Here is a 24,915-nt window from a genome sequence, read left to right on the forward strand (position 1 = left end):
ACCAAAGGTTCTGTCGCCGGTTACAAGAACCAGCCAGTTCCCTAGCTGTCATGCTACCTGATATAAGAAATGAAGCAAATCACAGTGATGTCAACTCTGCTGGATTAATCCTTTATTGGGGTAACTACTAGAGCCTATTTTCCTAGTGGTTCATTCATTATGTTCCTTGATAATAAGTTTGGTAAAAAAACAAAGTCTCAGGATTCCATGGAGATTGTTATAAAAGAACAAAAAGCGCAAGCGCCTCGTCCAGCCCCGACAAGCGCTGCCCGCCTTTAAAGCGCCAAGTCCTGTGGCTGGCGGGTCTAGCACGTCCTGTGCCTCGGAGGGCCTGATGGTGAAGTCGTTCTTTGACTTCATTGGGCGGACCGAAATCGAAAAGTATAGCCGACTGTCCAGAAACGCAGAAACTGGAGACTCCGACAAAGAAGCGCTTTTTGCTTCTGCCTGCGGAGTTGAAGTTTCGGAGTTTCTAGGAGGCGAAACTAGACAAGCGACTCGAGGGGTTAGGCGCTGGAGCTGGATTAAGAAAACCTGTATAGGTATCCACATTGAAATTTTTTTATAATTTCCTAGTAAATAAAAAAACAAGCCGATTATGATCAGCTTGTTCTAAAGTCTAACATTCGAATTGATACACTTCCCTTTCAGCAACCTTGTTGGAATCATACAGAACTTTCCCATCAATCATGGTTAACTCTACTTTCATCTCTTTAATTTTACTCTTTTCTATTTTCATTATACTAGAATCCAGGACGACTAAATCTGCCAGTTTGCCAGATTCAATACTTCCCTTTATATGTTCCTCAAAGCTGGCGTAAGCACCATTCCACGTGTAGGCCCTGATTGCTTCTAAAACACTGATGCACTGGTTTTTCCCTACTGCTAAACCATTTATTGATTCCCTGTTCACTGCCGCATGGATACCTAGTAGTGGGTCGAGAAAAGTAACCGGAGCATCGGAGCCAATTGCGGCTACGATCCCCTTATCAATAAAGTCACGAATAGAATACATAACGTCTACACGGTTTCCATAGTATTCAAGATATTTATCCCCATTCACAAACATAAACACTGGGTTAGGCGTTACAACCACATCTAGTTTTCTCATTCTTTCCTGTAAATCAGGACAGGAGATACCTGCATGCTCAATTCGGTGGCGATGGTCCGCTCGAGGACGTTTAGCCAATGCCTCTTCATAACAGTTCAATAGCATTTCGACGGCTCGGTCCCCCTGAGCATGGGCGGTAAGCTGGAACCCTTTTTCATGAGCCTCTCCCAAAATACGGTTTAACTCTTCCTGGCTGTAATAGATAATGCCGTTGTCAGAAGGGTTATGCGTATATCCTTCTCTAGTAGCGATTGTAGGTCCTACACTGCTGCCGTCTGTGAACAATTTTGCTGGTCCAATCTTAAAATGCTCATCACCCAGTCCAGAAATTGGTCCTGCATCGACCATTTTTTTCACAAACTCGTGTGAATTGGTCAAAGAACCTACCATAGCATAGACACGGGTTTTCACTTCTTCTGCTTTAATGGCCTGCTGCATAATCCGGATAATTTCAGCACCGTCACCATACCCGCCAGCATCATGGATGGAAGTGATCCCTGCTTTAATGAATTCCTCAGAAGCAAGCTTCATCCCCTTTCGAATTTCTTCACTCGTATAGCTAGCGTATTGAAAAACTTGCATATGCGCGTTTTCAATCATCCGACCAGTTAAGCTTCCATCTACATTCCTTTCAATAATCCCCCCATCAGGATCAGATGTATTTTCGTCAATTCCGGCAATCTCCAGAGCTTTACTGTTCACCACGCTTGTATGATTACATGTACCGATGATGACAATAGGATGATCCATTGATATGGCATCAAGCTCTTCTTTTGTTGGATAGCGATTTTCCTTCAGGTTAGATTCTTTGAATCCCCACGCTCTTATCCATTCACCCTTAGGAGTACTCTGGACTTTTTTACGAAGGTCCACAAAAAGGTCTTTCAAAGATTGAATATGGTGTTCAATGCAGCTCACACCTAATAGATTCGTGCCATAAATAGTTAAATGGATATGAGCATCAATGATACCGGGCATTAACGTCTTGCCTTCCAGATCCACAATAGTCGTTGTTTTTGCGGTAAATTCTTTCATTTCAGCTGATGTCCCCACCGCTAAAATTCGATTATCTTTAACCGCAACCGCTTCTGCAACCCGATTCTCTTCATCAACTGTAATCACTTCACCGTTTATAAAAATAATATCTGCTTTCATTACTTCTCCTCTCTGTTTGAAAAAAAAATCGCCAGACCGAGCAAGGCCACTGAAAAAGTCTTAACAAGGATAGTATTGTTAAATTGGCCGGTTGATTTCCACTCCAGGATGCTTCGCTTTCCGCGGGGCGTGCGGTGAGCCTCCTCAGCGCTAAAGCGCCTGCGGGGTCTCACCTGTCCCGCTGATCCCGCAGGAGTCTCGCACCTTCCGTTCCAATCAACCTAGTGCTGTTAAACCAGTAACATTAACCAAACTACTAAAAAGGCCGAGTCCCTGATTTTTTAAGGAACTCGACTTTTTTTGTTTAGTCTCAAGAAAATCTAAAAAACCGGCAGATTTTCAGCGGCCTCGACCGAGCCTACGCTACATCTACATAACGGTTAATATCTTCTTCTGTCTGCTTTTTCGTCAAAAAGCTAACCGTTACCATAATGACAATATTAGAAATTAAACCTAGAATACCGGCATGGATTTCAAATGGTGTAGACGTTGCCACCAGCTGGAAATAATAGTTTACTAGTGTTCCTACAACCAAACCAGAGATGACCCCCTGGGTTGTTGCCCTTCTCCAGAATAGGGCACTGTACACTCCAGGTGCAAATTGAACAATCGATCCATATGCACCTAAAAGCAATGCAATCAAGCCTTGTCCTCCAAAAACGGTAATGTAATAGGCCAACGCGCCAATTACGAACACGCCCACCCTCATAATCAAGAGGGTCGTCTTATCTGAAAGGTTCTTCCAAATCGACTTCACTACCCCATCTGTCACTTCGAGTGACGCACTGTGCGTAATCGCATCGGCAGTTGACATCGCCGCCGCAAGTGCTCCAGCCCCAACAAGTCCATACAGCCAGCCAGGCAAATTCATGACGGTTGTGATTAGATAAGGTAAAATCTGATCAGCACTCTGAAGCTGTCCGGAATCAACGATCCCTTTTGCTGCGAATCCTACTAGCAAAAGCGGAACCAAGAACAGTGCGAATATCGGATAGGCCAGAACCGTCTTTTTGATGGTTCTTGGACTTGATGCATACGATTTTGAAAATAAATGCGGCCACATTAAGAACCCGATGACCGAAACCAGAATAGTTGTCGTATAAGCAACAGTCCCCATTGACGATCCCTCTTTGCCAATCTGTAGAAACTCAGGTGTTTCCCTTGCCATGGAAGCAAACATCTCCGTCGTCCCGCCATGGAGCTGATAGACGATTGTCAAACCAACAATCCAGGAAATAAGGATCATCAATAACCCCTGGAAAACATCTGACCAGGCAGCCGCGCGCAAGCCTCCTGTCGCTACATACACGACAACAATTCCATACGATAAAAGTGCACCTAACCAGAACGGGATTCGTCCCTCGGTCATGATTTCAAAAATAATCGCCATCCCGGACATTTGTGTAGCCAGGTATTGGATCGAAGCAAAAAGAGCGATCAAACCAACGATGACTGCCAGTGCAGGGCTGTTGAATCTGCCTTTCAAGAATCCAGCCACCGTATATAAACGGTGCTTCTTACCGATTTTCCCGATTTTAGGGCCAATGATATACCACGGTAAAATAGCAAAGGCGGTGTAGGTAATAATATATAAAGCCGGTGCTCCTTTAGAATAGGCCCAGCCTGGTGCCCCTAAAAACGAGAAGGCACTGAAGACGGCTCCGCCCATCAGGAACCACATCACAAATAATCCAAGCTTGCCGCCTGCTACTGCAAATTCATCAAGCGAGCTGCCATCTCTTCCCCTGCCAGCCATGATCCCGACAAAAAGGGCAATGACAAGGTACAAAATCATCATAATAAGAGCTATTTGCCAGCCTGGCATCACACATCGCCCTCCTCATCCTGGTCTGGATCAAACCGGTATAAAACAACCAATGCCACAAAAGTGATGACAATCCACAAGATCACCCAGAAGAACGAAAAAGGTAAACCAAAAATAATTGGAGTGGCACGGTTCGCAATTTCGAAAAACGGGAACACGAGCATTAAAAAGGGAATGAATCCTACTGCGATATACAGAGTATTAAATTTCGCTTTGCTCAACTTGTCTCAGCTCCTCTTTGTTTATGATTGTTCTGCTATCTTTACTGCAGTTCGATAAAGCAATTCAGCACCAAAAGCAATGTCTTCAAAGGTTGAGAATTCCTTTGGATTGTGGCTGATTCCGTCCTTGCAGCGGACAAAAATCATTCCATAATCGCAAACATAGGACATGGCCAGGGAATCATGGAATGGTCCGCTCATCAGTTCCATCGTATCAAGGCCAATCTTTTCGCTCTCTTCTCTCATGACGTCCATTATTTCCTTGGCGCAGTACCGCGGCTCACTATTTGTATCCTCGGAGATTCTGCATGTCAATCCATGCTGGACAGTAATCTCGGATATTCTTGTCCTTAATCTTTCTTCGATCCTGTGCCTTCTATTAATATCAATATCTCTTAAATCAACAGTGAACGTGACTTTTTCGGGGATAATGTTGCGCGAATCCGGGAAAATGCTCAGACTTCCAACGGTGCCGACAGTTGGAGCATCATGGTTTTCACCGGCAAGTTCGTTAAGAGCAACAATCACCTTCGCAGCCCCCACCAGCGCATCCTGCCTCATTGGCATCGGCACAGAGCCAGCATGTCCCGCAAAGCCCTCAAGCTCAACAGTCAGCCATAACGGACCAGAAATCCCGGTAACAATTCCGACCGGCAAGTTGTTTTTTTCCAGAACAGGCCCCTGTTCAATATGCATTTCCAGAAAAGCGCCGATGCTTCCTTCTGGATATACAGATTCTTGTAATTTATCTGGATCACAGCCAAAGTCAATTAATGCTTGCCGTCTTGTTATTCCATCCTTGTCCGTCCGTTCCATTTCTCCTTCTTCCAGCTTGCCGAGGATTCCCCTGACACCGAATAATCCTTTATTGAATCGGCAGCCTTCTTCATCGCTAAAAGCAACCACCTCAATCGGCATTTTCGGGACGATGTTCTGCTCCTTCATCGTCTGTGCGACTTCCAGTGCCCCCAGGACGCCGATGACACCATCAAACCTTCCGCCATATGGCTGAGAGTCGATATGGGAGCCAAGCATCAAAATCGGCGCCTCGGGATTTTCACCATCAAACCTGCCGATCAAATTGCCAAAATGGTCAATCCTCGCTGCCAGGCCGGCTTCTTCCATCCAGCCCTTTACCTTCTCTAGGCCCTTCCTGTCCTCTTTTGTTAAGGTCACCCGGCATACGCCGGTTTCGCCAATTTTGCCGATTTCCGCCAGCTCATTGATCCGCCGCTCCAGACGCTGTTTATTGATGGTTATCGTTTGCAGAGTCATACTTTTCGCCTCCATTATTGCAGAGTATTTTAGCCTTATAAGATTCACCATTCTAGATCATCGTCATCTGGTGTGCCTTTGCTACTTCTTCATAGACGATCTTTCCATTCAGGATATTGAGCCCTTTATGTAAGGCATCGTTTTCTTCAAATGCCCGTTCGTAACCTTTATTGGCGATTTGTAAAATATAAGGAACCGTCACATTGGTAAGAGCGATCGTCGAAGTACGCGGGACTGCACCTGGCATATTTCCGACTGCGTAGTGGACAACACCATGTTTTACATAGATTGGATTTGCATGCGTGGTGACATGAGTGGCAGTTTCGAATATTCCTCCCTGATCGATCGCCACATCGACAATAACCGATCCTTCCTGCATCATGCATACCATTTCTTCACTTACTAATTTAGGCGCTTTCGCACCCGGGATAAGTACCGCTCCTATGACAAGGTCAGATTCAGCAACGGTATCAGCAATCGTGTATGGGCTCGACATTAACGTCGTGATGCTATGGCCAAAAATGTCATCCAGTTCCCTAAGCCGATCAGGGCTTACATCAAGAATGGACACTCGTGCCCCAAGTCCAACCGCAATCTTAGCAGCATTCGTACCGACCACGCCTCCTCCAATGATCGTCACCTTCCCCCTGCTCACACCTGGAACCCCGCCAAGCAAAACACCTTTACCACCGTGTGTTTTTTCAAGGTAGGCAGCCCCAATTTGCGTCGCCATCCTGCCGGCAACCTCGCTCATCGGTGTGAGCAGCGGCAATGTCCGATTCGGAAGCTGAACGGTTTCATAGGCGACAGCCACGACATTCTTTTCAATCAAGGCTTCAGTTAATGGCCTGTCAGCAGCAAGGTGCAAATACGTGAACAAAATCAGGCCATCGTAAAAGTATTTGTACTCATCTGGCGTTGGCTCCTTTACCTTAATGACCATCTCGCTTTTCCACACCTCTGAGGCCGTCTCGACAATCACTGCACCAGCTTCTATATAAAGTTCATCGATAAACCCGGAATTAACACCTGCTCCTTTTTCAATGACAACCTGATGCTGGCGCTGGGCCAACTGCATCACCCCGGCTGGCGTGAGGCCAACCCTGTTCTCATTGTTCTTGACTTCTTTAGGTACACCTATTCTCATCGTCCATCTACCTTTCAAGTAAATTAATCATTTGTACAAAACACCCGTAACCCCTCCTTACGTAAACGGATTACGAGTGTCATAGATGGTGATTTTACAGAATTCCGTTCAGCTCTTCCTTCAGTGTTTGAATGATAAAATCCAGGTCTTCCATTTCAATGTTCAGCGGCGGAGCAAGGGTCAATACATTGTTGTAGCCAGCTACAGTGGCCCCGTTCTTGCCAATGATCAATCCCTTTTGTTTACAGCCGCCAATGACTTTATTGACCAGGTCCGCTCCCAAAGGTTCCTTTGTTGACTTATCCTTGACCAGTTCAATACCCACAAGCAATCCCTTGCCTCTAACATCACCCACAAAAGGATGATCCTTAAGCTTTGCAGACAAACTTTGTTTTAAATAGTCCCCAAGCTCCCTTGAACGATCATAGAGCTGCTCATTTTCCATAATTTCTAGATTCTTCAAGGCGAGGGCACATGCCGCCGGATTTCCTCCAAAAGTATTGACATGGCGGAAATAGTCGTATTCCTCCGACCCTTTAAAAGCCTCGTAGATTTCCTTGCGAACAGCCGTTGCCGACAATGGGAGATAGGCACTCGTGATTCCCTTGGCCATCGTGATGATATCCGGTTTGACATCATAATTCATGAAGCCAAAAGGCTTTCCTGTCCGGCCGAATCCGCAAATGACCTCATCTGCAATCAACAAAGCTCCATGTTTTTCACAAACCTCTTTGACACCCTTCATATATTGATTCGGAGGAATAATGACTCCCCCGCCGGTGATGATCGGCTCCATGATGACACCGGCAATCGTCTCGCTCAGTTCCCAGGTCATCATGCGATCAATTTCCTTGACCGACTGCAGTTCAGCACCATCCGTGTCCGCCTGATCAACATCCCTGTACAAATCCGGCGGGGCCACATGCATGAAGCCGGGAGCAAGCGGTTCATATTTGTATTTCCGCTGTGCCTGCCCTGTTGCCGCAAGCGCACCCATCGAATTCCCATGGTAAGCCCGGTAGCGGGAAATGAATTTGTACCTTCCATGCTCTCCATTTTGCTGATGAAATTGCCTGACCAGCTTAAAGGCTGTTTCGTTCGCTTCCGACCCACTGTTCGAAAAGAAGATCACATATTCATCGCCTAGAAGTTCGTTCAGTTTTTCCGCGAGCTTAATCGCGGGAAGGTGACTCTGGCTGAGCGGGAAATAAGCCATTTGCTTCAGCTGCTCATAGGCTGCATCCGCTAGCTCTGTCCTTCCGTAGCCAACATTCACACACCACAGGCCAGCCATCCCATCCAGATACTTTTTCCCGTTATGGTCTGTCACCCATGATCCTTCCGCCTTCTCTGCAATCAAAGTACTCTCAGGACTGTACGGCTTCATGGAATGCCAGACATAATCCCGGTCCTTTGTGAGAAAATCCTCACCCTGTTTAATTTTTGTCATACAAGCCTTCCTCCTAAGCTCTATTTCATGCTTAATCTATTTGGAGTTGCACCGCCCTAAGCTTTAATAATCGAAACGGGAAGTGATCATTTTTTTACGAGTAAAGAAATTAACCCCATCCTTGCCATTTACATGAAGGTCTCCATAAAAAGAGTCTTTCCAGCCGGAGAATGGGAAGAAGGCCATGGTTGCCGGAACGCCAACATTGACTCCCAGCATTCCTGCATCTGCTTCTTCTCTGAACTGTCGTATGGCCCTTGCATCCTTCGAATAAATGGTCGCGCCATTTCCAAAACGGGATTTTCGAAGATACTCAAGTGCTTCATCCAAATCCTCCGCCCTCAGCAAGCTTAATACCGGTGCGAAAATTTCATCCTTCGCAATCGTCATATCAGGAGTGACATGATCAAAAATCGTCGGACCCAGGAAAGTGCCGTCCTTATGTTGATCCAGTTCATTCCGGCCATCCAAAAGAAGGGTCGCACCCTCTTCCACACCTTTATCGATATAGCCCAGCACCTTTTCACGATGGGATTCCCTGATGACCGGAGTGAGAAGGACCTCATCATCCAGACCATTTCCAATCACAAGCTCGTCTGCCTTTTGTTTTAACGCCTGGACGAACTGCTCACCCTCGCCCACGACAACGACGGCACTGCACGCCATGCATCGCTGGCCTGCACTACCATAAGCAGAACTGATGATATGCGCTACAGCCTTTTCCATATCCGCATCTGGCATGACAATATGATGATTTTTAGCTCCTGATAACGCCTGGACACGCTTCCCTTCTGCAGCAGCTCTTTCATAGACATATTTTGCAACTGGCTGTGAGCCAACAAAAGAAATCGCCTTCACATCCTGATGATCAAGCAGTCCATTAACGACATCATGGGCTCCATGAACGATATTCAATACTCCCTTCGGAGCACCTGCTTCACTTAAAAGCTCAACCAATTCATTAGCTAAAAGCGGTGTCCGCTCGGATGGCTTAAGCACAAACGTATTTCCGCATGCAATCGCCAGCGGGAACATCCACAGTGGAACCATCATTGGGAAGTTGAAAGGAGTAATTCCGCCGACTACGCCAAGAGGATAACGGAACATCTCCGAGTCGATGTCCTCGGCAATATTGGACAGGCTTTCTCCCATCATCAGCGTAGGCGCGCCAGCCGCAAATTCCACACACTCAATGCCCCTCTGGACTTCTCCATGTGCTTCCTTATAGGCTTTTCCATTCTCCTGGACGATCAGCCTTGCCAACTTTTCATGATTTTCCGTCAGCAAGTGATGGTACTTGTATAAGATTCGCGCCCGTTTTGGCACCGGGGTATTCTTCCATGTTTTGAAGGCTTCATTCGCAGCGCTTACTGCAAGCTCTACATCTGCTTTTGAAGAAATAGGGACCCTCGCCAGCACTTCCCCTGTTGCCGGGTTTGGTACATCAAGCGCCTCTGTACTTTGCGCATCCACCCATTCCCCATTGATATAATTCTTCAAGACAGCTGTTTCATTTTTTATGACAGTCATGCCTTCTTAACCTCCTCGTTTTTTCTAAATTTTTAAAAAACTTACCTTATAGTAAAATTATCATTTATTTGTTACACGCTTTCATTAGACATTATGTAAAATAACTAGCCAGAAAAATTGCACATAATGAAAAAAGCGGGGATCACTCAAAAAATGCGGACTATAATGATTCCTGTTCCATTCCCTTGACATGCTTCGATGAAAGCAAAAACTCATAGGAATGGAGCATGAATTCGATCGCAAGTCGTTTTTCTTGGTTCATAAAATCACTTCCAAGCAGTTTTTCCAGCTTTTCAATCCGATGATATAAGGTTTGCCGTACAACATAGAGCCGCTTCGCCGTCTCCTGCTTTGAGCCATTACAGGCTAAATACGTTTTCAACGTTTCCATCAGCTTGCCATTATACTTTTGGTCATAGCAGATCACTGGCTCAAGGTATTCCAATACAATTTCATTCAAATCTAAATGACGGTTCAAATGGGAAATAAGCCTGTAAATATGAAGGTCATCATAAAAATAGCTCATCTCCTGCTGACCGCAGCGATTCTGTATCCGAATCGTTTCAACCGCGGTCTGATAACTGAGGTTGATATTTGTCAAATCCTCTACGTATTTTCCTATCCCCAGCACCAGCTTGGATTTATGCTTTCCAACCTTAAAGTCCTGTTGAACCAGTTTTTCAATCCCTTCGCGTATTCGCTGCTTCCACGTGGTTGAGTTTCTTTTATTCAAGAAGATAAAAATCAGGGAATCTCTTTTTTCAATCGAAAACAATGTAAAGCCCTGCTGCTCAAAAATCGTCCTTGTGTAGAGCTTGAAATAAGTTAAATCGACATTCGAATACTGAGATAATGGATCGAGCTTACAGAGACAGACGAATGCCCCCTTTGGTTTAACAGCCGGCATGTGATAAGCAAAGTATTCGTTAATCGACTCCTCGCTGTACTCACCCTCAAGCCAGCTCATTAGCCATTCCGATTCCTCTGCCTGCTTTTTCTCCTCAACATAATGCTTCCGTAGAAGAAACTGAGCAAGTGCCGTAGCAGTCCGATCGAGGATCAGCTGATCAAAATCGGTAATAGCCCTGTCTTTGGAATAGATAATCAGCTCTGCTTTGCTGTCTCCAAGTAGCTGGATGGGCATGCTAGCAACCGAAGGTGAGGCGAGGCCCCTAGCGTGTTCCTCAATCATATTCAATAAGACGCCTTGTTCCTTCTCATTTACTTTTGGGGTGAACTGTATTTCATTGTGGCTAAAAATGGTGATGACCTGAATTTTTAAATATTGCTGGATAAATTGGAGGATTTCATTATGATCTTCAATCGTTAAAAGCTTCTTATTCAGCGCCTGGGAATAGCCTTCTAAGTCTGAAATCATTTGATATTGGTGATTGATAAGGAGAGTATGTATATCCTGGGTTATTTCGACAAATGGAACTTCCTGTTTAAATAGAATGATTGGAAAGTGATGCTGATCAGCTAATGCAATAATTTCTTGTGGCAAAAAGGTTGTATAGGTTCCGATCTCAATACATAGCCCTGCTGCCTGTGATTCGATCAGCTGCTCCAAAACTGAAAGGAACAATTGCTTGTCCTCCTTCCAGGCAAGCCCTGTCGATAATATCAATTCATTCCCGTTCAGTAAATTCCTGATCTTCGTCACATCGACAACATGAACCCACTTAACCAGTCTGGATAGTCCTTCTTTGCCTGCAACGACTTCAATATTTTCAAAATGTTTTCTTTGTAAAAGATCTTTTACAGTGAGATATGAACTCAAAGAATAACCTCCTTTTTCATAGAGTTATCCCCTACTATAAAATAATTTCACCAAAAAATGTGTCGTTTTCTGTATTTTCAGTATATTTACCTATAAAAAACAGCCAATCACCCCGAAACCCGGCTGATTAGCTGTTTCTGAAAGAAATTTATCCGAGATGTATGTCTTGTAGCTCACGAAGCATTTGCTCATACTGTGCCTGATCGTAAAAGTCATCAATCTCCCAGTTGTCTAAAATCCAATGGACCGCCTCGGTTGAAGAGTTGAACACCTCGCCGCTTGAATCGGCTTTCTTAATCATATATCGTCCATTGTCTTCATCAATCGTAACTTCGCAGGGAAAGGCATTACCCCGGCACTTCAATAAATATTCCACTGTTCAACCCTCCTCCTTTTAAGCACCTGTTTTTTGCTGTTTCAATAAAAGGAACGAAAAATACTTCCGCGCATCCGGAGTGAGGATTTGCAAGGTTTCGTTCTCTCCCTCTTGGTTTTCAAATTCTACAAAGGCCCCGCTTAAATTCTCGGTGATATTTTTGATGCTGTAGCCCTGCTGGATCATAAAATCAAGCCGGTCTCTTTCCTGTAAAAATTCCTGGTACTCTGACAAAGATTTCACGCTCCTTTTAAGTATTAATAGGGTTTGTCGCTTCTGGCACTACAACCACCTCAACACCTTCTTCGATGCTCCAATCTCGGCCAACTGTGATACCGAGGTACTTTTCATCGCTTGGATCCTCGATTTCAGCTTGCCTGTATTTTTCGAACCACCAGTATTTAGCAAGTACATAGTAGGCAATACCGCCGACGGCAAAGCCGACCAGGAACGAGTAGGATGGCATCATATAAGCGGCTGCTCCGCCTAAGATCCATGCGATCAATCCTGCCATATTAAATCCATTCAAATATCTGAATTGCCCATGTTCTTCATACAAGTCCTGGACATTTACACGCCTTTTGCGAAGAACATAATAATCCGTGAACAAGATGCCGACGATGGCGGATAAAATTCCGCCAATGATTAGCAATGCAGGAATGATGATCCCGAACAGGCTCCAAGGCTGTACAACGATTCCGACGACACCGGCCATGATAACACCCACCCAGAAAGGAACCTTGGGCCCGCCAACATTGGAGAAGATGGTCGCAGCCGGGATTACATTGGCAGAAGTATTTGTGGACCATTGAGCCAGCACGATCATTAACAAAAGCACACCTAAAATAAATCCGCTTGCTGCCTGCTGAAGGCCAACAACAGGATCATAATTCAAGACAGCCACATAAGAAACAGCACCTATAATGACCATGAATGTATTGACAATCGGCATCGCAATAATGCTGCCTGCAATCTGCGCTTTATTGCGCTTGAGCCAACTCCGCTCGTGTTTGGGTGCTTTAAAATATCTTGATAACGACGGCATATCAGCAGCCAGTGTGGCCCAGAAACCCATATTCGCCATGACGACAACCATGAATGCAGTGAACGCTGCTCCGCCAGTTACTGGACTTTCCACCCAAACCCAGATATCCCTGCCCTCTGCCAACGCTTTATCCGACAGAGACACATACATCCAAGAAGAAATGATGATGATGATTGGAGCAGCCAGATCAGCAAAGCGCTCAACCGCCTTGATTCCAAGAGCGGTATTCACAAGCTGTACAGTGGCGAATAAAACAAAGCAGATGAACCAGTTGTCAAAGCCGTACAATAAATTTAGGATGCCATTGATGGCAGTTGCACCAAAGTAGGTGTTAATCCCAAACCAGCATGATGCTGTGATACCCCGCACCAGTGAAGGGATATGAGTCCCGAACGTTCCGAACGGTGCCCGCATATAGACCGGGAAAGAGAGTCCATGTTCTACTCCGATATCACCAATAATCGTCATGAATATCCCGATAGCGACGGAACCGATAAGCGTAGCGACAATCACCCAGCCTAAAGGTAAACTTTGAATCCCAGATCCCCCAATTGCAAATGCAGCCAGGACAACGGCCATTCCGACCCAAATGACTGCAAAACCGAATGCACTGATCTTCCTGTCACCATGTGAAATTGGCAGTAAATCAGGCGATTTCAGGTAACTTCCTTTTTTACTCATTCAGACACCCCCAAATAAAATAAACTTAATTTTCTGAATTCAAAAGACAGAAGGAGACAATAGACATTGGCAAGTTCTTAATACTCACCTCCAAAATTCATTTTAAAAATGATCTAGTATCCGGCAGCAAGGGGTGACCCCCTTGCTGTGGTAATAGGATTCACTGTCTCGAATTCTTGAAATAGTTTGCAGGGTGTCCTGGAATTATAATGTAAGTGATTCCTTTGTCAGGTTAGCTTTTACCTCGCCATATTTAGCCCGCTTAAGATACTGGCCTGCGCCTGGTTTACCAACAAAGGTTTTATCGCGAATGACAAACTCTCCGCGAGATAAAACAGAAACAGGTTCACCAGTGACCTTCATTCCTTCAAACGCACTATAATCAACCGCCATATGGTGGCTCTCTGCAGTAATCGTTCTTTCGACTGTTGGATCAAAAATCACAATATCTGCATCGGCACCGACCGCGATTGTTCCCTTCTTCGGATACAGGCCAAATAACTTCGCAGCTCTCGTGGAAGTAACATCGACAAATTGATTAAGAGAAATCCTTCCCTTCATCACTCCCTCTGAGAAAAGAATGGACACACGGTCCTCTACAATTGGGCCTCCATTTGGTATTTTGGAGAAATTGCCTCGACCAAGCTCCTTTTGCCCTTTAAAATCAAACGAACATTGGTCTGAACCCACCGTTTGCAGCTGGCCAGTCTTTAGTGCATTCCACAAGACATCCTGATTCCATTTTTCACGGAGTGGAGGTGACCAGACATATTTTGCCCCTTCAAATTCCGGCTTTTCCAGGTAAGATTGGTCTAGCACCAGATACTGAGGGCAGGTTTCACCCCATACATCAATGCCTTTATTTCGGGCTTCAGCAATTTTCCTTGCAGCATCAGCGCAGGATACGTGGACGACATAAAGCTGGGAATTCGCAAGTCCTGTAAAAGTCGCTGCCCGTTCAGTCGCTTCTCCTTCGATTTCCGCCGGCCTCGTTAAGGCATGATAAATCGGATCCGTATTCCCCTGAGCCAGTGCCTGCTTTGTCAAATACTCAATGACATCACCATTTTCCGCATGAACCATGACAAGAGCGCCAAGATCCTTGGCAGCAATCAGTGTTTTGAATAAGGTTTCATCATCCGCCTGCAGGACATTTTTATATGCCATAAAGACCTTGAATGATGTAATCCCCTCCTCATCAATAACCGCAGGAAGCTCGTTCAGTACATCATCATTGATTTCACCGATCATCAAATGAAAGCCATAGTCGATTACCGACTTTTCCTTCGACTTTGCGTGCCAGGTGTCGATTGCACTTTTCAACGGAGCCCCTTTATCCGTTAGGCAAAAATCAATAACGGTTGTCGTGCCGCCAAACGCAGCAGCAATCGTTCCTGTTTCAAAATCGTCCTTCGTAACCGTCCCGCCAAATGGCATTTCAAAATGGGTATGCGGGTCAACGCCACCAGGGAAAAGATAGCAGCCAGTCGCATCCACGACCTCCGCTCCCTGTGCATTAAGGTTATCTCCGATCATGCTGATGACACCATTTTCAACCAACACATCTGCATGGAACGTATCCGTTGCCGTTACGATTGTTCCATTTTTTATCACTTTTTTCATGCATTCTCCTCCTTTAAAAAAGCTGCAAATTTGAGTGCTTTAATTTCTTCAATGGCTTCGCGCGCTTTAAAATCACTTAGCAACCGGATCAACTCCGCAAGCCAGGACTCCAAGCGCTGCCTGGCGTTCATTCCATGTCATCGGCGGCAGCCCGCTCTTGACCTCTACCATATCGATCGCCCCATCAACCGGGCAGACAATTGAGCAGAGATTACAGCCCACGCAATCCTCCTCCCTGACCTTCAAATAAGCCTTTCCGCTATCATCCTTCAGCATGTCAATACACTGATGCGAGGTGTCTTCACAGGCAATATGGCATTTATTGCAGTTAATGCAAGTGTCATTATTGATCCGGGCCACAATCTTATAGTTGAGATCAAGGTCGCCCCAGTCAGAGTATTTCTGGACAGACTTGCCGACCAGCTCCGAAACCGAAGCAATTCCTTTTCCATCGAGATAGTTGTTCAGTCCCTCAATCATATCCTCGACAATCCGGAAACCATGGTGCATCGCAGCGGTACATACCTGAACGCCTGTTGCGCCCATCAGCATAAATTCAACAGCATTCTGCCAGTTGGAGATGCCGCCAATGCCGGATATCGGCACATTGATCCGCGGATTTCTGGCACACTCGCCGACCATATGCAGGGCGATCGGCTTCACCGCAGGACCACAATAACCGCCGTGCGCGCCTTTACCGCCGACATGCGGCACGGTATCCCAAGTATCGATATCGACCGCAGCCAGACTGTTAATCGTATTGATCATACTGATGGCATCGGCTCCTCCTTGGACCGCTGCCTCAGCTGTCACTGTGATATCCGTGATATTCGGAGTCAGCTTCACGATCACCGGAGTCTTGGCGACTTCTTTTACCCAGTAAGTCTGTTTCTGGACAAGTTCAGGCACCTGTCCAGATGCCGCCCCCATGCCCCGCTCAGCCATACCGTGAGGACAGCCGAAGTTCAGTTCAAGACCATCTACACCAACATCCTCCACTCGCTTCACAATCTCATGCCACTTTTCCTGCTTGGGCTCGACCATTAGGGAAGCGATGATCGCATGATTCGGGAACTTTTTCTTTGTTTCATAAATTTCTTTTAAATTTACCTCGAGCGGCCGGTCTGTGATCAATTCAATATTATTAAATCCAGCCACTTTCTGGCCGTTGAAACTGACTGCTGCAAAACGAGAAGATACATTCAAAATCGGATCGCCCAGCGTCTTCCAGACAGCGCCGCCCCAGCCAGCTTCAAAGGCACGCTGAACCTGATAGCCCGAGTTCGTTGGCGGAGCAGAAGCTAGCCAAAACGGATTGGGTGACTGGATTCCTGCCAAATTGATACGTAAATCTGCCATACACTTACCTCCCTTTGATTGTTAAGCTGTTTCCGGAACCGGCTTAGACAGAAGCTGATGGATCGCATAGGCCGTGTCCTTGCCTTGCTGGGCCGCTGAAACAACCATTGCTTCGCCCTGTCCTTTGCCAAAAATGACGTCACCACAAGCGAAAACTTTCTGATTCGAGGTCTGATACGTTTCCGGATCAATTTTCACGACACCGCTCCGGTGCTCCAGCCCGAATGCTTCCAGCAATCCAACATATCTTGATTGGCCAATCGCCTTGATGACCGCATCAACTTCCAAAAGGAACTCTGAGCCCTCAAGCCGTACCGGACGCCGGCGTCCATCCTCTCCTGGTTCACCGAGCACCATCTTCACACACTCAATGGCCCTCACCTTTCCGTTTTCATCCCCAATAATCCTTACAGGTGCAGTCAGCCAGCGGAACTCTACGCCATCCTGCTTGGCAAACTCATATTCAAATTCATAGGCCGTCATTTCTTCAACTGTACGGCGATAGAGAATCTTAACGTTTTCCGCCCCCAGCCTTACTGAACATGTCGCACCATCAATCGCTGTATTTCCAGCTCCGACGACGGCGACTTTTTTGCCTAAGAATTGGTTGTCAATCGGTTTCGTTTTTGTCGCTTTGACGAATTCAATCGCATCATAAACTCCATCGAGGCCTTCTCCATCGATTCCGAGCTCCGGTACCTTTGACATTCCGACTGCTAAAATGACGATGTCATGCTGCTCCATGATTTCTTCAACGGAGATATCGACTCCGACTCTTGTATTGGTACGGATTTTAACATCAAGACTCTCAACCTGCTTTACTTCCCAAAAAGAGATGCTCTGTGGAAGCCTGAATGAAACAATTCCATAAGTGTTCAGTCCGCCTGCTTTGTCCTCCGCTTCAAAAATCGTTACATCGTAACCGAGCAAAGCAAGCTCTCTAGCTGCTGATAAACCAGCAGGTCCGCCGCCGACGATTGCGACTGACTTCCCATTCTTATTCCCGGCCTGGAAAAGCACTTGCTCATTCCTGATCGCCCAGTCCGTCGCATAACGCTGCAGATCCCCAATCATAATTGGCTTTGTGGAGTGGTTCAGCACACATGCACCCTCACATAGTTCTTCAGTAGGACAGACACGTGAGCAGCTTGCCCCAATCGGATTCGCAGTCATGATCGTTTTCGCAGAGCCCTTCAGGTTTCCAGAAGCAATCTTCTTTATAAAAGTAGGGATATCGATTCCCGTCGGACATGCCTGGATGCATGGCGCATCATAGCAGTACAGACAGCGATTCGATTCTTCGTACGCCTCCTGATTCGTCATTCCTGGATGGACTTCCTGAAAGTTCACTTGTAAATCTTCATATAATATTTTCGAGACATTGCCTTTACTCATGCAAACAACCCCCTGTTTAAAAAATCGGACAGAAAGAGGGCTTTACGTCCTCCTCCTGTAAAGCCCTTACTGTTGCCACGATAATTATGGTAAAAGTGCAGTCATATCCTCATACGTTTCCGGACGTCTGTCACGATAGAACTGCCACGTATCACGGACTTCCCTGATTAATTTCTTATTCATTTCGCCAATGATTACCTCATCCTGATCACGGCTGCCCATAGCGACAAAATTGCCGCGCGGGTCCACTAGATACGACTGGCCATAAAACTCACCCATATTCCACGGGCCTTCCATGCCAACACGGTTGATTGCGCCCACATAGTAGCCATTAGCTACCGCATGCGCTGGCTGCTCAAGCTTCCATAAGTATTCTGACAAACCAGCAACAGTTGCCGACGGATTCAGGACAACCTCGGCTCCCTTCAATCCTAGTAATCTAGCACCCTCAGGGAAATGGCGGTCATAGCAAATATAGACTCCGACCTTGGCGAAGGCTGTGTCGAATACTGGATATCCGAGATTGCCAGGCTTGAAATAATATTTCTCCCAGAACCCGCATCCCTGTTCTCCAACACCCACATGCGGGATATGCTGCTTTCGGTATTTTCCTAGATAAGACCCATCCGCATCAATCACCGAAGCAGTATTATAATAGGTAGCGATCCCTTCCCTCTCATAAATAGGAAGCACAATTACTACTCCTAATTCCTTTGCTAGATCCTGAAACAGCTTAGTCGTCGGTCCGTTAGGAATCTCCTCTGCAGCGTCATACCATTTTGAATTTTGCTCCGAGCAGAAATACGGCCCATAGAATATCTCCTGCAGACAGATGATCTGAGCTCCTTTATCCTTCGCTTCCCTGACCAGCTTGATATGCTTCTCGATTGCCTTCTGCTTATGAACATCCACAGGCTCATGACCATCTACATCATTTGATGCCTGGATTAGCCCAATTTTTACAGTGTCCGACATTCTCGATTCCCCCTCTTATATAGTTAGGTAGTTATATGTCGTTATTTGTAAGCGCTTACATAATTCCTTAGTAAACGACAAATTCTTTGATGACTGGAATGGTTATGTAATTATAGTAACCTCCTTTTTTATTATTTTTCTGAATAATTAGAAACTTATGTATATTTTACAGTTTCCCTATTTTGTTTGCACTATACATAATGTTAAAAGATGTACAGCGTGTACTGTTCATTTTGTAAGATACAAAAAAAAGTACCAGAAAGATTAAGTATCTCTCTGGTACCTGAAGACACCGCCTCCGGTTTGAGTAAACCAATACGATCCTAAGGATGCAGAGGATGCAGAGTACGCACATTTACTCAGTCGTCTCCGCAACTTCTTTAACTTTGTACATATCTCAATCACCTCCACATTAAGATCGTAAACTGTGACGCAGCGTCAGTGTCAATATATTTTTGTCATTCCATTTTCTGAAAATTCATGTATAATAGAGAAAACTTTTAAGGAGACATGAAAATGTACACTTTTACCAAAGGTTCTGTCGCCGGTTACAAGAACCAGCCAGTTCCATTTCAGCTTATCAAACAGAATAAGCAAGCAAGTTCCCTCGTCGTCATGCTACCTGGAAGAGGATATACTGTCCAGGGACCTTTATTTCATTATTCTACTGGAGTCTTTTTAAATAAAGGTTTTGATGTTCTTCATGTTAACTATGATTACAATACTGTTCAGTCGGAATCTTTAACCTTGGAAGAAGAAATACAGCAAATCACCCAAGACGTAAATTCAGTACTTGACCAAATTCTTATCGACCAGCCATACGAAACTTATACTTTAATCGGAAAATCACTGGGAACGATCGCGCTATCTTCAATAGTAGACCGAATTTCATTAAAAAACGCGAAGGTTATCTGGCTTACTCCGCTTCTGCAATTGGATCATGTTATGGATAAGATGCTATCCTCAACTCAAAATGGTTTATGCATCATCGGTGATGAAGATCCATGTTTTATATCTGAAAAATTTGAGAAACTGAAAGAAAAGGAAAATATGCAGACACTTTTACTGCCTGGAACAGAGCACAGTCTCAACTATGCAGATCGGCCAGTTGATTCGATTGATATATTGAAAAAGGTAATAACTGAAATTAACAACTTATAATGTAATGGGGGATAAGCATGAACAAGCTGGAGAAATACTACAAGAAAATTGCAAATCTCCCTTTAAAAGAAAGTTATAGTCGAGGCGAAATATTAACTTCGGATTTTGTGTTGGCCAAGGAAAATAACATTGAAATTTACTATTGCACTCATAACGAATATATCAATAAAAAGGCCAAAGTGTTTATTGTAGGAATTACACCTGGGTTTCAACAGATGAGTAAATCGATTGCGGTTGCCCGAAAATGTTTAGAGGAAAACCTTTCACTTGATGAGGTAGCTTATATTTGTAAGCGTGAGGCAAGGTTTTTTGGGGTACTCCGCAGTAACATCGTTCAAATGCTCAATGATTTAGACCTGAATAACCTTTTGGATTTAAAAAGCTGCGAGGAGCTTTTTAACGATAAAGATTACTTGCTACATACCACATCTCTCATCCCTTATGCCGTCTTTATCAATGGGAAGAACTATACCGGTCACAGCCCGAAAATCAAGAAGAATGAATTATTGACTCGTTTTCTGGCAGAATTCTTCGAGCCCCAGGCTACCTTACTTAAGGATGCTCTGATCATCCCGCTTGGTAAGGGAGTCGAGGAAATCGTAGCAGAATATACGCGAGCAGGCATAATTAAGGAAAATAATGTCTTATACGGATTCCCACACCCTTCAGGTGCGAATGGCCATCGCCTTCACCAATTTAATAGTAATAAAGAAAAAATGAAGATAAGGATTAATGATTTTTTCCAAGAAAGATAAAAGACCAATGATCTTGGTCTTTTAAACTTACTCAAATGGAATTTCTTCCTGATATGCCTTTTTGTATTTGTTCAGCATTTCTTCTTTATGTGCTTCACTTTCGATCATTATGTCTCCGTAAACGGGAACAACTGTATGCCAATCCTGTTCTTCATTCTTCCTGGATACAAATAAATAGATTTCTCCTTCTTTTAGCAGCTGGTCATTTTCCACCAGTATCAGTTTTTTTCCTTCATATCCCCCCTGCTGATTGACTGTTACCTCACCTTGCAAATCACCCTTGATATTCTCAGCCACCTCCACTTTGAATTGTGTTTCAAGCATCCCTCTTTCTTCAGAAGTTCCAGACATCTTTATGACTTTTCCAACGAACACATTGTCAGCCCATCCCACAAGCCTTTGAGGGACAGTAACATCAAAAGCATGACTGGTTTGTACCGTTTGAATCACAGGATTTTCAGGAGGTTTATTTGAAAGCAATCCAGGACCGGCGATTCCCAAGGCAATGATCGCAGCAATGCCTGGTGCTGCAAAGGCGAGCCATTTCTTTTTATTCCTTTTTCCCATCTCCGTTTTTGCCTTTCCAATCCCTATTCTGCTCCGATCGTTCAATTCTTTTGGTATTTCAATTTTATTCATTTCTGTTTGGATTTTATTGCTCATTTGCCTCATCTCCCTCCAAATCTTTGCGAAGCTTCCCCAATCCCCGGTACAATATTGTCTTCGCTGTACCTAGAGGTATATTCAATGTTTCTGAAACTTCTCTTAAAGTCATTCCTTGATAAAATCTAAGAAGGATGACACTTTTTTCTTCCTCCCGCAGCTCTTCAATCAATCCCTTTAATGTAATTTCGGATGTTATATCTTCATCAACTGCTCCGGAAATAAATTCATCAAAATCGGGCTTCAGCGGCACAACTTTTTTCCTTTTTCTAAGAATGTCGAGAGAACAGCTGATGGCTATTCTGGTCAGCCATGACTTAAAGTATTTAGGCTCTTTCAGTTCTTTTATGCTTTTAAAAGATTTGTACGCTGTTTCCTGGACTACATCCAAGGCGTCATTCTGGTTTTTCATATATATAAACGCCATCTTGTAAAGATCTTGCTCATATTGCTGGAAAAGCTCGAGAAATGCTTTGTCATTTCCCTTCTGTGCTTTTTTAATCAACTTCAGCAATAGGTGCACCCCCTTGTTACCGTTCTTATTCATTAGACGGAAGATTCGCCGCTTTGGCTTTAAATCCTCTAAAAAAATACAAAATAAAAACATCCTGTACTACAAGCAGGATGTTTCCCTATAAAATCGCATATCTTCTCCATACATCTGGAAGCAGGGATTGATATTTTTGCTGTAAATACCGATCATCGATCAAAATGATCGTTCCTGTATCTTGTTCTGAGCGTATCAATCTGCCGCCAGCCTGAAGCACTTTGTTCATGCCAGGATAAACATAGGCGTAATCATATCCATTTTTCCCTTTGGATGAAAAATGCTGTTTGATCAAATCCCGCTCAAAGCCGATCTGAGGCAGACCAACACCCACTACCACTACACCATTCAGTCGATCACCCTTTAAATCTACTCCTTCTGAGAAAATCCCTCCTAGGACAGCGAAACCTACCAGAGAAGATGATCCACCTGGCTTGAAGTATTCCAGAAACGCTTCACGTTCGGCATCTGCCATTCCTGTTCCCTGTACAATTGTAGGTATACCGTGATCGCCAAGATTCCATTCTTCCAATACCGAATTAAGATATAGATAGGAAGGAAAGAAGACTAAGTAGTTGCCTGGCTTGCTTTGAATGGTTTTGATCAGTGTTTTAACTATTGGTTGTATCGAGTTTTCTCTATCCTTATATCTTGTTGATAAAGGATGGATCATTACCTGGTTTTGTTCTTGTGAAAATGGAGAAGGAATTCTGACAACATAATCATCATCATCTCCACCTAACATATCACGGTAATATCCAATAGGACCCAAAGTCGCCGAAAAGAAAACACGAGCCTTAAAGCTTTTACCTGCTTGCTTGATCAGATAAGAAGGATCAAGGCAAAATTGCTTTACTATAACCTCATTCCTTTGAACCTCTGCATATAAAATGAACCTTTCATCAAAGAGCTTGCTGATTCTTTGCCAGTTCTGCGCCGCGAAATAGGTTTCAAGCAAAAGCTCAGAATCCCCTGGACTCTCTCTTAGCAATTCTTTTTCAGCATAGTCAATGAATTCCAGCACTAACTGATTAAACTCCCAAAGTGGGTCCTCGAACTCAATCGTTTTAGACGGTTCAGCCTGCTTCCTTATTTTGATAAAGAAGTCGTTTATCTGCTTGCAAATTCCATGGATATCTTCGTTTCTCCCTTTAAACTCCCTTTTAAGCTGCAAAAATGGAGCCTTTTCCAAAGTGGATGAAAACATATCCCTGCCTCTATCAACTAGGTTGTGAGCCTCGTCAACAAGAAGCACAGTTTCCTTTTTATGGTCATCAAATAAACGCTTCAAAGAAACTTTAGGGTCAAATATATAATTATAATCACAAATGACTGTATCAGCCGCATATGCAAGGTCCAGAGAATATTCGAATGGACAAACCCTATGTTTAAGGGCGTATTTTTCAATACAATGCCTGTCTAAAGAGTTTTCATTATGCAGAATATCGAGTATTGCTTCGTTTATTCTGTCATAGTAGCCATCCGCAAACTCACAATGGTCCTTGTTGCATATCCCTTGTTCAGTAAAACAAACCTTGTCCTTTGCCGTTATGGTTACTACATTCATATGAAGACCTTTAGCTAACAATTGACTGAAAGCTTCCTCTGCTGTTTGCCTTGTCGTTGTTTTGGCAGTCAAGTAAAAAAGCTTTTTCAGGTGGTTCTCGCCTATAGCTTTGACGGACGGAAAGATTGTGGATATTGTCTTACCGATACCTGTAGGAGCACTAGCGAAAATAGTCTTTTCTTCCAGGATTGTTTTATACACAGAACCAGCAAGCTTCCGCTGTCCCTTACGGTATTGTGCAAAAGGGAAATCCAGATCTTTTATGCTCTGGTTCCTTTTCAATTCATGCTCTAAACGCAATTTCGCATAAGGAGCAAATACAGAAACCATGTGCAACATGGTTTCCTTGAGCTTACTATATGTCCGAGTTCTTATGAATCGTTTCTTTTCACCGGAGGATTTCTGTACATAAGTAAGCTGGATATCGATACAATCAAGTTCATGTTCCTGCATGTACATATAGGCATAGCATTCTGCCTGCGCCCAGTGAGCAAGGTTAGTATCCTCATCGATAAGGTCAAGGCTTAAAGAAGTTGACTTTATTTCATCAATGGTAGTACGTCCGCTATTTAAAAGAACCCCGTCACATCGTCCTTCTATAAGAAAATGAAGGTCTTCATACTCTATTTCTGTCTTTAAAAAAACCTCACTTTGATCATGTTCGTTATATGTATTTTGGACTTCACGATGGATTCGTGAGCCTTCGGTAAAAGATGAAGCAGTCCTGAACCCAGATACGATACTCCCACTTCTATGTACATACTCAGCCAAAGTTCTTACCGGTATCTTGATTTGATTCTTCATCCACTCACCTGGCCCATAAGTTAAATTCTTACTTTGATTATAGTACATACGTTCTGATACATCCAATAAAAATAAAAAATCCGTCCCAGTGATTCCTGGAACGGATTAATATCTTTTACCAATGGCGTGTATTTTCAAGTAAACGATCAATTTCAATTTGGTTCAGTGTAAAACTCAGATCAGTTTCAGCAATTTCCGTTGTCTCATCCAAGAGCTCGTCAATATCCATGCTAATTGTTCCCATACCGAACCTCCTCATAGTTTTCAGCTGGACAGAGAATGAACGTCCGGCTTCGTGAAAATAGTTCGTATATTATATGAGGGTTCTGGGGGTAATTTAACATCATGAAAACTTTCCCAAGTTTTTCGGGTAAAAAAACAAAAAGGCCTTAAGGTGGCCTTTTTGCTGTATTTCTTATACTGGAGGTTGGATTGGTGGCATGCCTGCTGCTAAAACACCTAAAGCAAAT

Annotated in this window: 21 protein-coding genes; 2 read left to right on the top strand and 19 right to left on the bottom strand. The window is 44.3% G+C overall.

What is annotated here, in order from left to right; all coding sequences use genetic code 11:
- Positions 1–619: 619 nt before the first annotated feature.
- The 15 genes from AC0VX7_RS13815 to AC0VX7_RS13885 form a co-directional block, all read right to left on the bottom strand.
- Positions 620–2,266, bottom strand: coding sequence for an amidohydrolase (locus tag AC0VX7_RS13815; RefSeq protein WP_475424702.1), 1,647 nt, complete (start codon positions 2,264–2,266; stop codon positions 620–622).
- Between the two features lie 358 nt (positions 2,267–2,624).
- Positions 2,625–4,091 carry a sodium:solute symporter family protein gene (locus AC0VX7_RS13820; RefSeq protein WP_475428153.1) on the bottom strand — a complete coding sequence of 489 codons (1,467 nt, stop codon included), beginning with the start codon at positions 4,089–4,091 and terminating at the stop codon, positions 2,625–2,627.
- Positions 4,091–4,312, bottom strand: coding sequence for a DUF3311 domain-containing protein (locus AC0VX7_RS13825; RefSeq protein WP_215036304.1), 222 nt, complete (start codon positions 4,310–4,312; stop codon positions 4,091–4,093). Before AC0VX7_RS13825 ends, AC0VX7_RS13820 begins: the two co-directional genes overlap by 1 nt.
- 21 nt (positions 4,313–4,333) lie before the next feature.
- Complete coding sequence (locus tag AC0VX7_RS13830; protein ID WP_475424703.1) at positions 4,334–5,587, bottom strand: M20 family metallo-hydrolase; 1,254 nt, start codon at positions 5,585–5,587, stop codon at positions 4,334–4,336.
- A gap of 52 nt (positions 5,588–5,639) precedes the next feature.
- A complete protein-coding gene (gene ald, locus AC0VX7_RS13835; protein ID WP_475424704.1) occupies positions 5,640–6,734 on the bottom strand; it encodes an alanine dehydrogenase in 1,095 nt (364 codons plus the stop codon).
- A gap of 94 nt (positions 6,735–6,828) precedes the next feature.
- Positions 6,829–8,184, bottom strand: coding sequence for an aminotransferase (locus AC0VX7_RS13840; RefSeq protein ID WP_475424705.1), 1,356 nt, complete (start codon positions 8,182–8,184; stop codon positions 6,829–6,831).
- A 63-nt stretch (positions 8,185–8,247) separates the two neighbouring features.
- On the bottom strand, positions 8,248–9,714 hold the full coding sequence (locus tag AC0VX7_RS13845; protein WP_215036308.1) for a CoA-acylating methylmalonate-semialdehyde dehydrogenase: 1,467 nt from the start codon (positions 9,712–9,714) through the stop codon (positions 8,248–8,250).
- Between the two features lie 160 nt (positions 9,715–9,874).
- Positions 9,875–11,494: a PucR family transcriptional regulator gene (locus tag AC0VX7_RS13850; protein WP_475424706.1), complete on the bottom strand. Its 1,620-nt coding sequence runs from the start codon at positions 11,492–11,494 to the stop codon at positions 9,875–9,877.
- A gap of 148 nt (positions 11,495–11,642) precedes the next feature.
- The gene (locus AC0VX7_RS13855; RefSeq protein WP_475424707.1) at positions 11,643–11,870 is read right to left on the bottom strand and encodes a hypothetical protein; all 228 of its coding nucleotides are present in this window, start codon (positions 11,868–11,870) and stop codon (positions 11,643–11,645) included.
- An 18-nt stretch (positions 11,871–11,888) separates the two neighbouring features.
- A complete protein-coding gene (locus tag AC0VX7_RS13860) occupies positions 11,889–12,104 on the bottom strand; it encodes a hypothetical protein (protein WP_475424708.1) in 216 nt (71 codons plus the stop codon).
- A gap of 16 nt (positions 12,105–12,120) precedes the next feature.
- Positions 12,121–13,596 carry an NCS1 family transporter gene (locus AC0VX7_RS13865; protein ID WP_475424709.1) on the bottom strand — a complete coding sequence of 492 codons (1,476 nt, stop codon included), beginning with the start codon at positions 13,594–13,596 and terminating at the stop codon, positions 12,121–12,123.
- 204 nt (positions 13,597–13,800) lie between these two features.
- Positions 13,801–15,219: a dihydropyrimidinase gene (gene hydA / locus AC0VX7_RS13870; protein WP_475424710.1), complete on the bottom strand. Its 1,419-nt coding sequence runs from the start codon at positions 15,217–15,219 to the stop codon at positions 13,801–13,803.
- A 72-nt stretch (positions 15,220–15,291) separates the two neighbouring features.
- Positions 15,292–16,578, bottom strand: a complete 1,287-nt coding sequence (gene preA, locus AC0VX7_RS13875; protein WP_475424711.1) for an NAD-dependent dihydropyrimidine dehydrogenase subunit PreA — start codon at positions 16,576–16,578, stop codon at positions 15,292–15,294.
- 21 nt (positions 16,579–16,599) lie between these two features.
- Entirely contained in the window at positions 16,600–17,973 is a 1,374-nt protein-coding gene (locus AC0VX7_RS13880) for an NAD(P)-dependent oxidoreductase (RefSeq protein WP_475424712.1), read from the bottom strand.
- 84 nt (positions 17,974–18,057) lie between these two features.
- Entirely contained in the window at positions 18,058–18,948 is an 891-nt protein-coding gene (locus AC0VX7_RS13885) for a nitrilase-related carbon-nitrogen hydrolase (RefSeq protein ID WP_475424713.1), read from the bottom strand.
- 516 nt (positions 18,949–19,464) lie between these two features.
- Between AC0VX7_RS13885 and AC0VX7_RS13890 the strand changes: the two genes are divergently transcribed.
- Together AC0VX7_RS13890 and AC0VX7_RS13895 are read left to right on the top strand one after the other, a co-directional pair.
- Entirely contained in the window at positions 19,465–20,109 is a 645-nt protein-coding gene (locus AC0VX7_RS13890; RefSeq protein ID WP_475424714.1) for an alpha/beta family hydrolase, read from the top strand.
- A 17-nt stretch (positions 20,110–20,126) separates the two neighbouring features.
- The gene (locus AC0VX7_RS13895) at positions 20,127–20,864 is read left to right on the top strand and encodes a uracil-DNA glycosylase family protein (RefSeq protein ID WP_475424715.1); all 738 of its coding nucleotides are present in this window, start codon (positions 20,127–20,129) and stop codon (positions 20,862–20,864) included.
- Between the two features lie 27 nt (positions 20,865–20,891).
- Here the strand turns inward: AC0VX7_RS13895 and AC0VX7_RS13900 are convergent, their stop codons facing one another.
- From AC0VX7_RS13900 to AC0VX7_RS13915, 4 genes are all read right to left on the bottom strand, one after another.
- Complete coding sequence (locus tag AC0VX7_RS13900; RefSeq protein WP_475424716.1) at positions 20,892–21,527, bottom strand: hypothetical protein; 636 nt, start codon at positions 21,525–21,527, stop codon at positions 20,892–20,894.
- Positions 21,517–22,041: a sigma-70 family RNA polymerase sigma factor gene (locus AC0VX7_RS13905; RefSeq protein WP_475424717.1), complete on the bottom strand. Its 525-nt coding sequence runs from the start codon at positions 22,039–22,041 to the stop codon at positions 21,517–21,519. Before AC0VX7_RS13905 ends, AC0VX7_RS13900 begins: the two co-directional genes overlap by 11 nt.
- Positions 22,042–22,159: 118 nt before the next feature.
- Entirely contained in the window at positions 22,160–24,445 is a 2,286-nt protein-coding gene (locus AC0VX7_RS13910; protein ID WP_475424718.1) for an ATP-dependent DNA helicase, read from the bottom strand.
- A gap of 115 nt (positions 24,446–24,560) precedes the next feature.
- A complete protein-coding gene (locus AC0VX7_RS13915; RefSeq protein WP_264190894.1) occupies positions 24,561–24,689 on the bottom strand; it encodes a hypothetical protein in 129 nt (42 codons plus the stop codon).
- Between the last annotated feature and the right edge of the window lie 226 nt (positions 24,690–24,915).

The sequence above is a fragment of the Mesobacillus sp. QJM3NY_10 genome (assembly GCF_056173465.1).

Excerpts from the sequence above, each read along its gene's own strand:
- AC0VX7_RS13880 (WP_475424712.1), bottom strand. The coding sequence starts at position 17,973 with ATGAGTAAAGGCAATGTCTCGAAAATATTATATGAAGATTTACAAGTG.
- AC0VX7_RS13845 (WP_215036308.1), bottom strand. The coding sequence starts at position 9,714 with ATGACTGTCATAAAAAATGAAACAGCTGTCTTGAAGAATTATATCAAT.
- AC0VX7_RS13910 (WP_475424718.1), bottom strand. The coding sequence starts at position 24,445 with ATGAAGAATCAAATCAAGATACCGGTAAGAACTTTGGCTGAGTATGTA.
- AC0VX7_RS13915 (WP_264190894.1), bottom strand. The coding sequence starts at position 24,689 with ATGGGAACAATTAGCATGGATATTGACGAGCTCTTGGATGAGACAACG.
- AC0VX7_RS13820 (WP_475428153.1), bottom strand. The coding sequence starts at position 4,091 with ATGCCAGGCTGGCAAATAGCTCTTATTATGATGATTTTGTACCTTGTC.
- ald (WP_475424704.1), bottom strand. The coding sequence starts at position 6,734 with ATGAGAATAGGTGTACCTAAAGAAGTCAAGAACAATGAGAACAGGGTT.
- AC0VX7_RS13890 (WP_475424714.1), top strand. The coding sequence starts at position 19,465 with ATGTACACTTTTACCAAAGGTTCTGTCGCCGGTTACAAGAACCAGCCA.
- AC0VX7_RS13895 (WP_475424715.1), top strand. The coding sequence starts at position 20,127 with ATGAACAAGCTGGAGAAATACTACAAGAAAATTGCAAATCTCCCTTTA.
- hydA (WP_475424710.1), bottom strand. The coding sequence starts at position 15,219 with ATGAAAAAAGTGATAAAAAATGGAACAATCGTAACGGCAACGGATACG.
- AC0VX7_RS13865 (WP_475424709.1), bottom strand. The coding sequence starts at position 13,596 with ATGAGTAAAAAAGGAAGTTACCTGAAATCGCCTGATTTACTGCCAATT.
- AC0VX7_RS13815 (WP_475424702.1), bottom strand. The coding sequence starts at position 2,266 with ATGAAAGCAGATATTATTTTTATAAACGGTGAAGTGATTACAGTTGAT.
- preA (WP_475424711.1), bottom strand. The coding sequence starts at position 16,578 with ATGGCAGATTTACGTATCAATTTGGCAGGAATCCAGTCACCCAATCCG.
- AC0VX7_RS13830 (WP_475424703.1), bottom strand. The coding sequence starts at position 5,587 with ATGACTCTGCAAACGATAACCATCAATAAACAGCGTCTGGAGCGGCGG.
- AC0VX7_RS13900 (WP_475424716.1), bottom strand. The coding sequence starts at position 21,527 with ATGAGCAATAAAATCCAAACAGAAATGAATAAAATTGAAATACCAAAA.
- AC0VX7_RS13885 (WP_475424713.1), bottom strand. The coding sequence starts at position 18,948 with ATGTCGGACACTGTAAAAATTGGGCTAATCCAGGCATCAAATGATGTA.
- AC0VX7_RS13840 (WP_475424705.1), bottom strand. The coding sequence starts at position 8,184 with ATGACAAAAATTAAACAGGGTGAGGATTTTCTCACAAAGGACCGGGAT.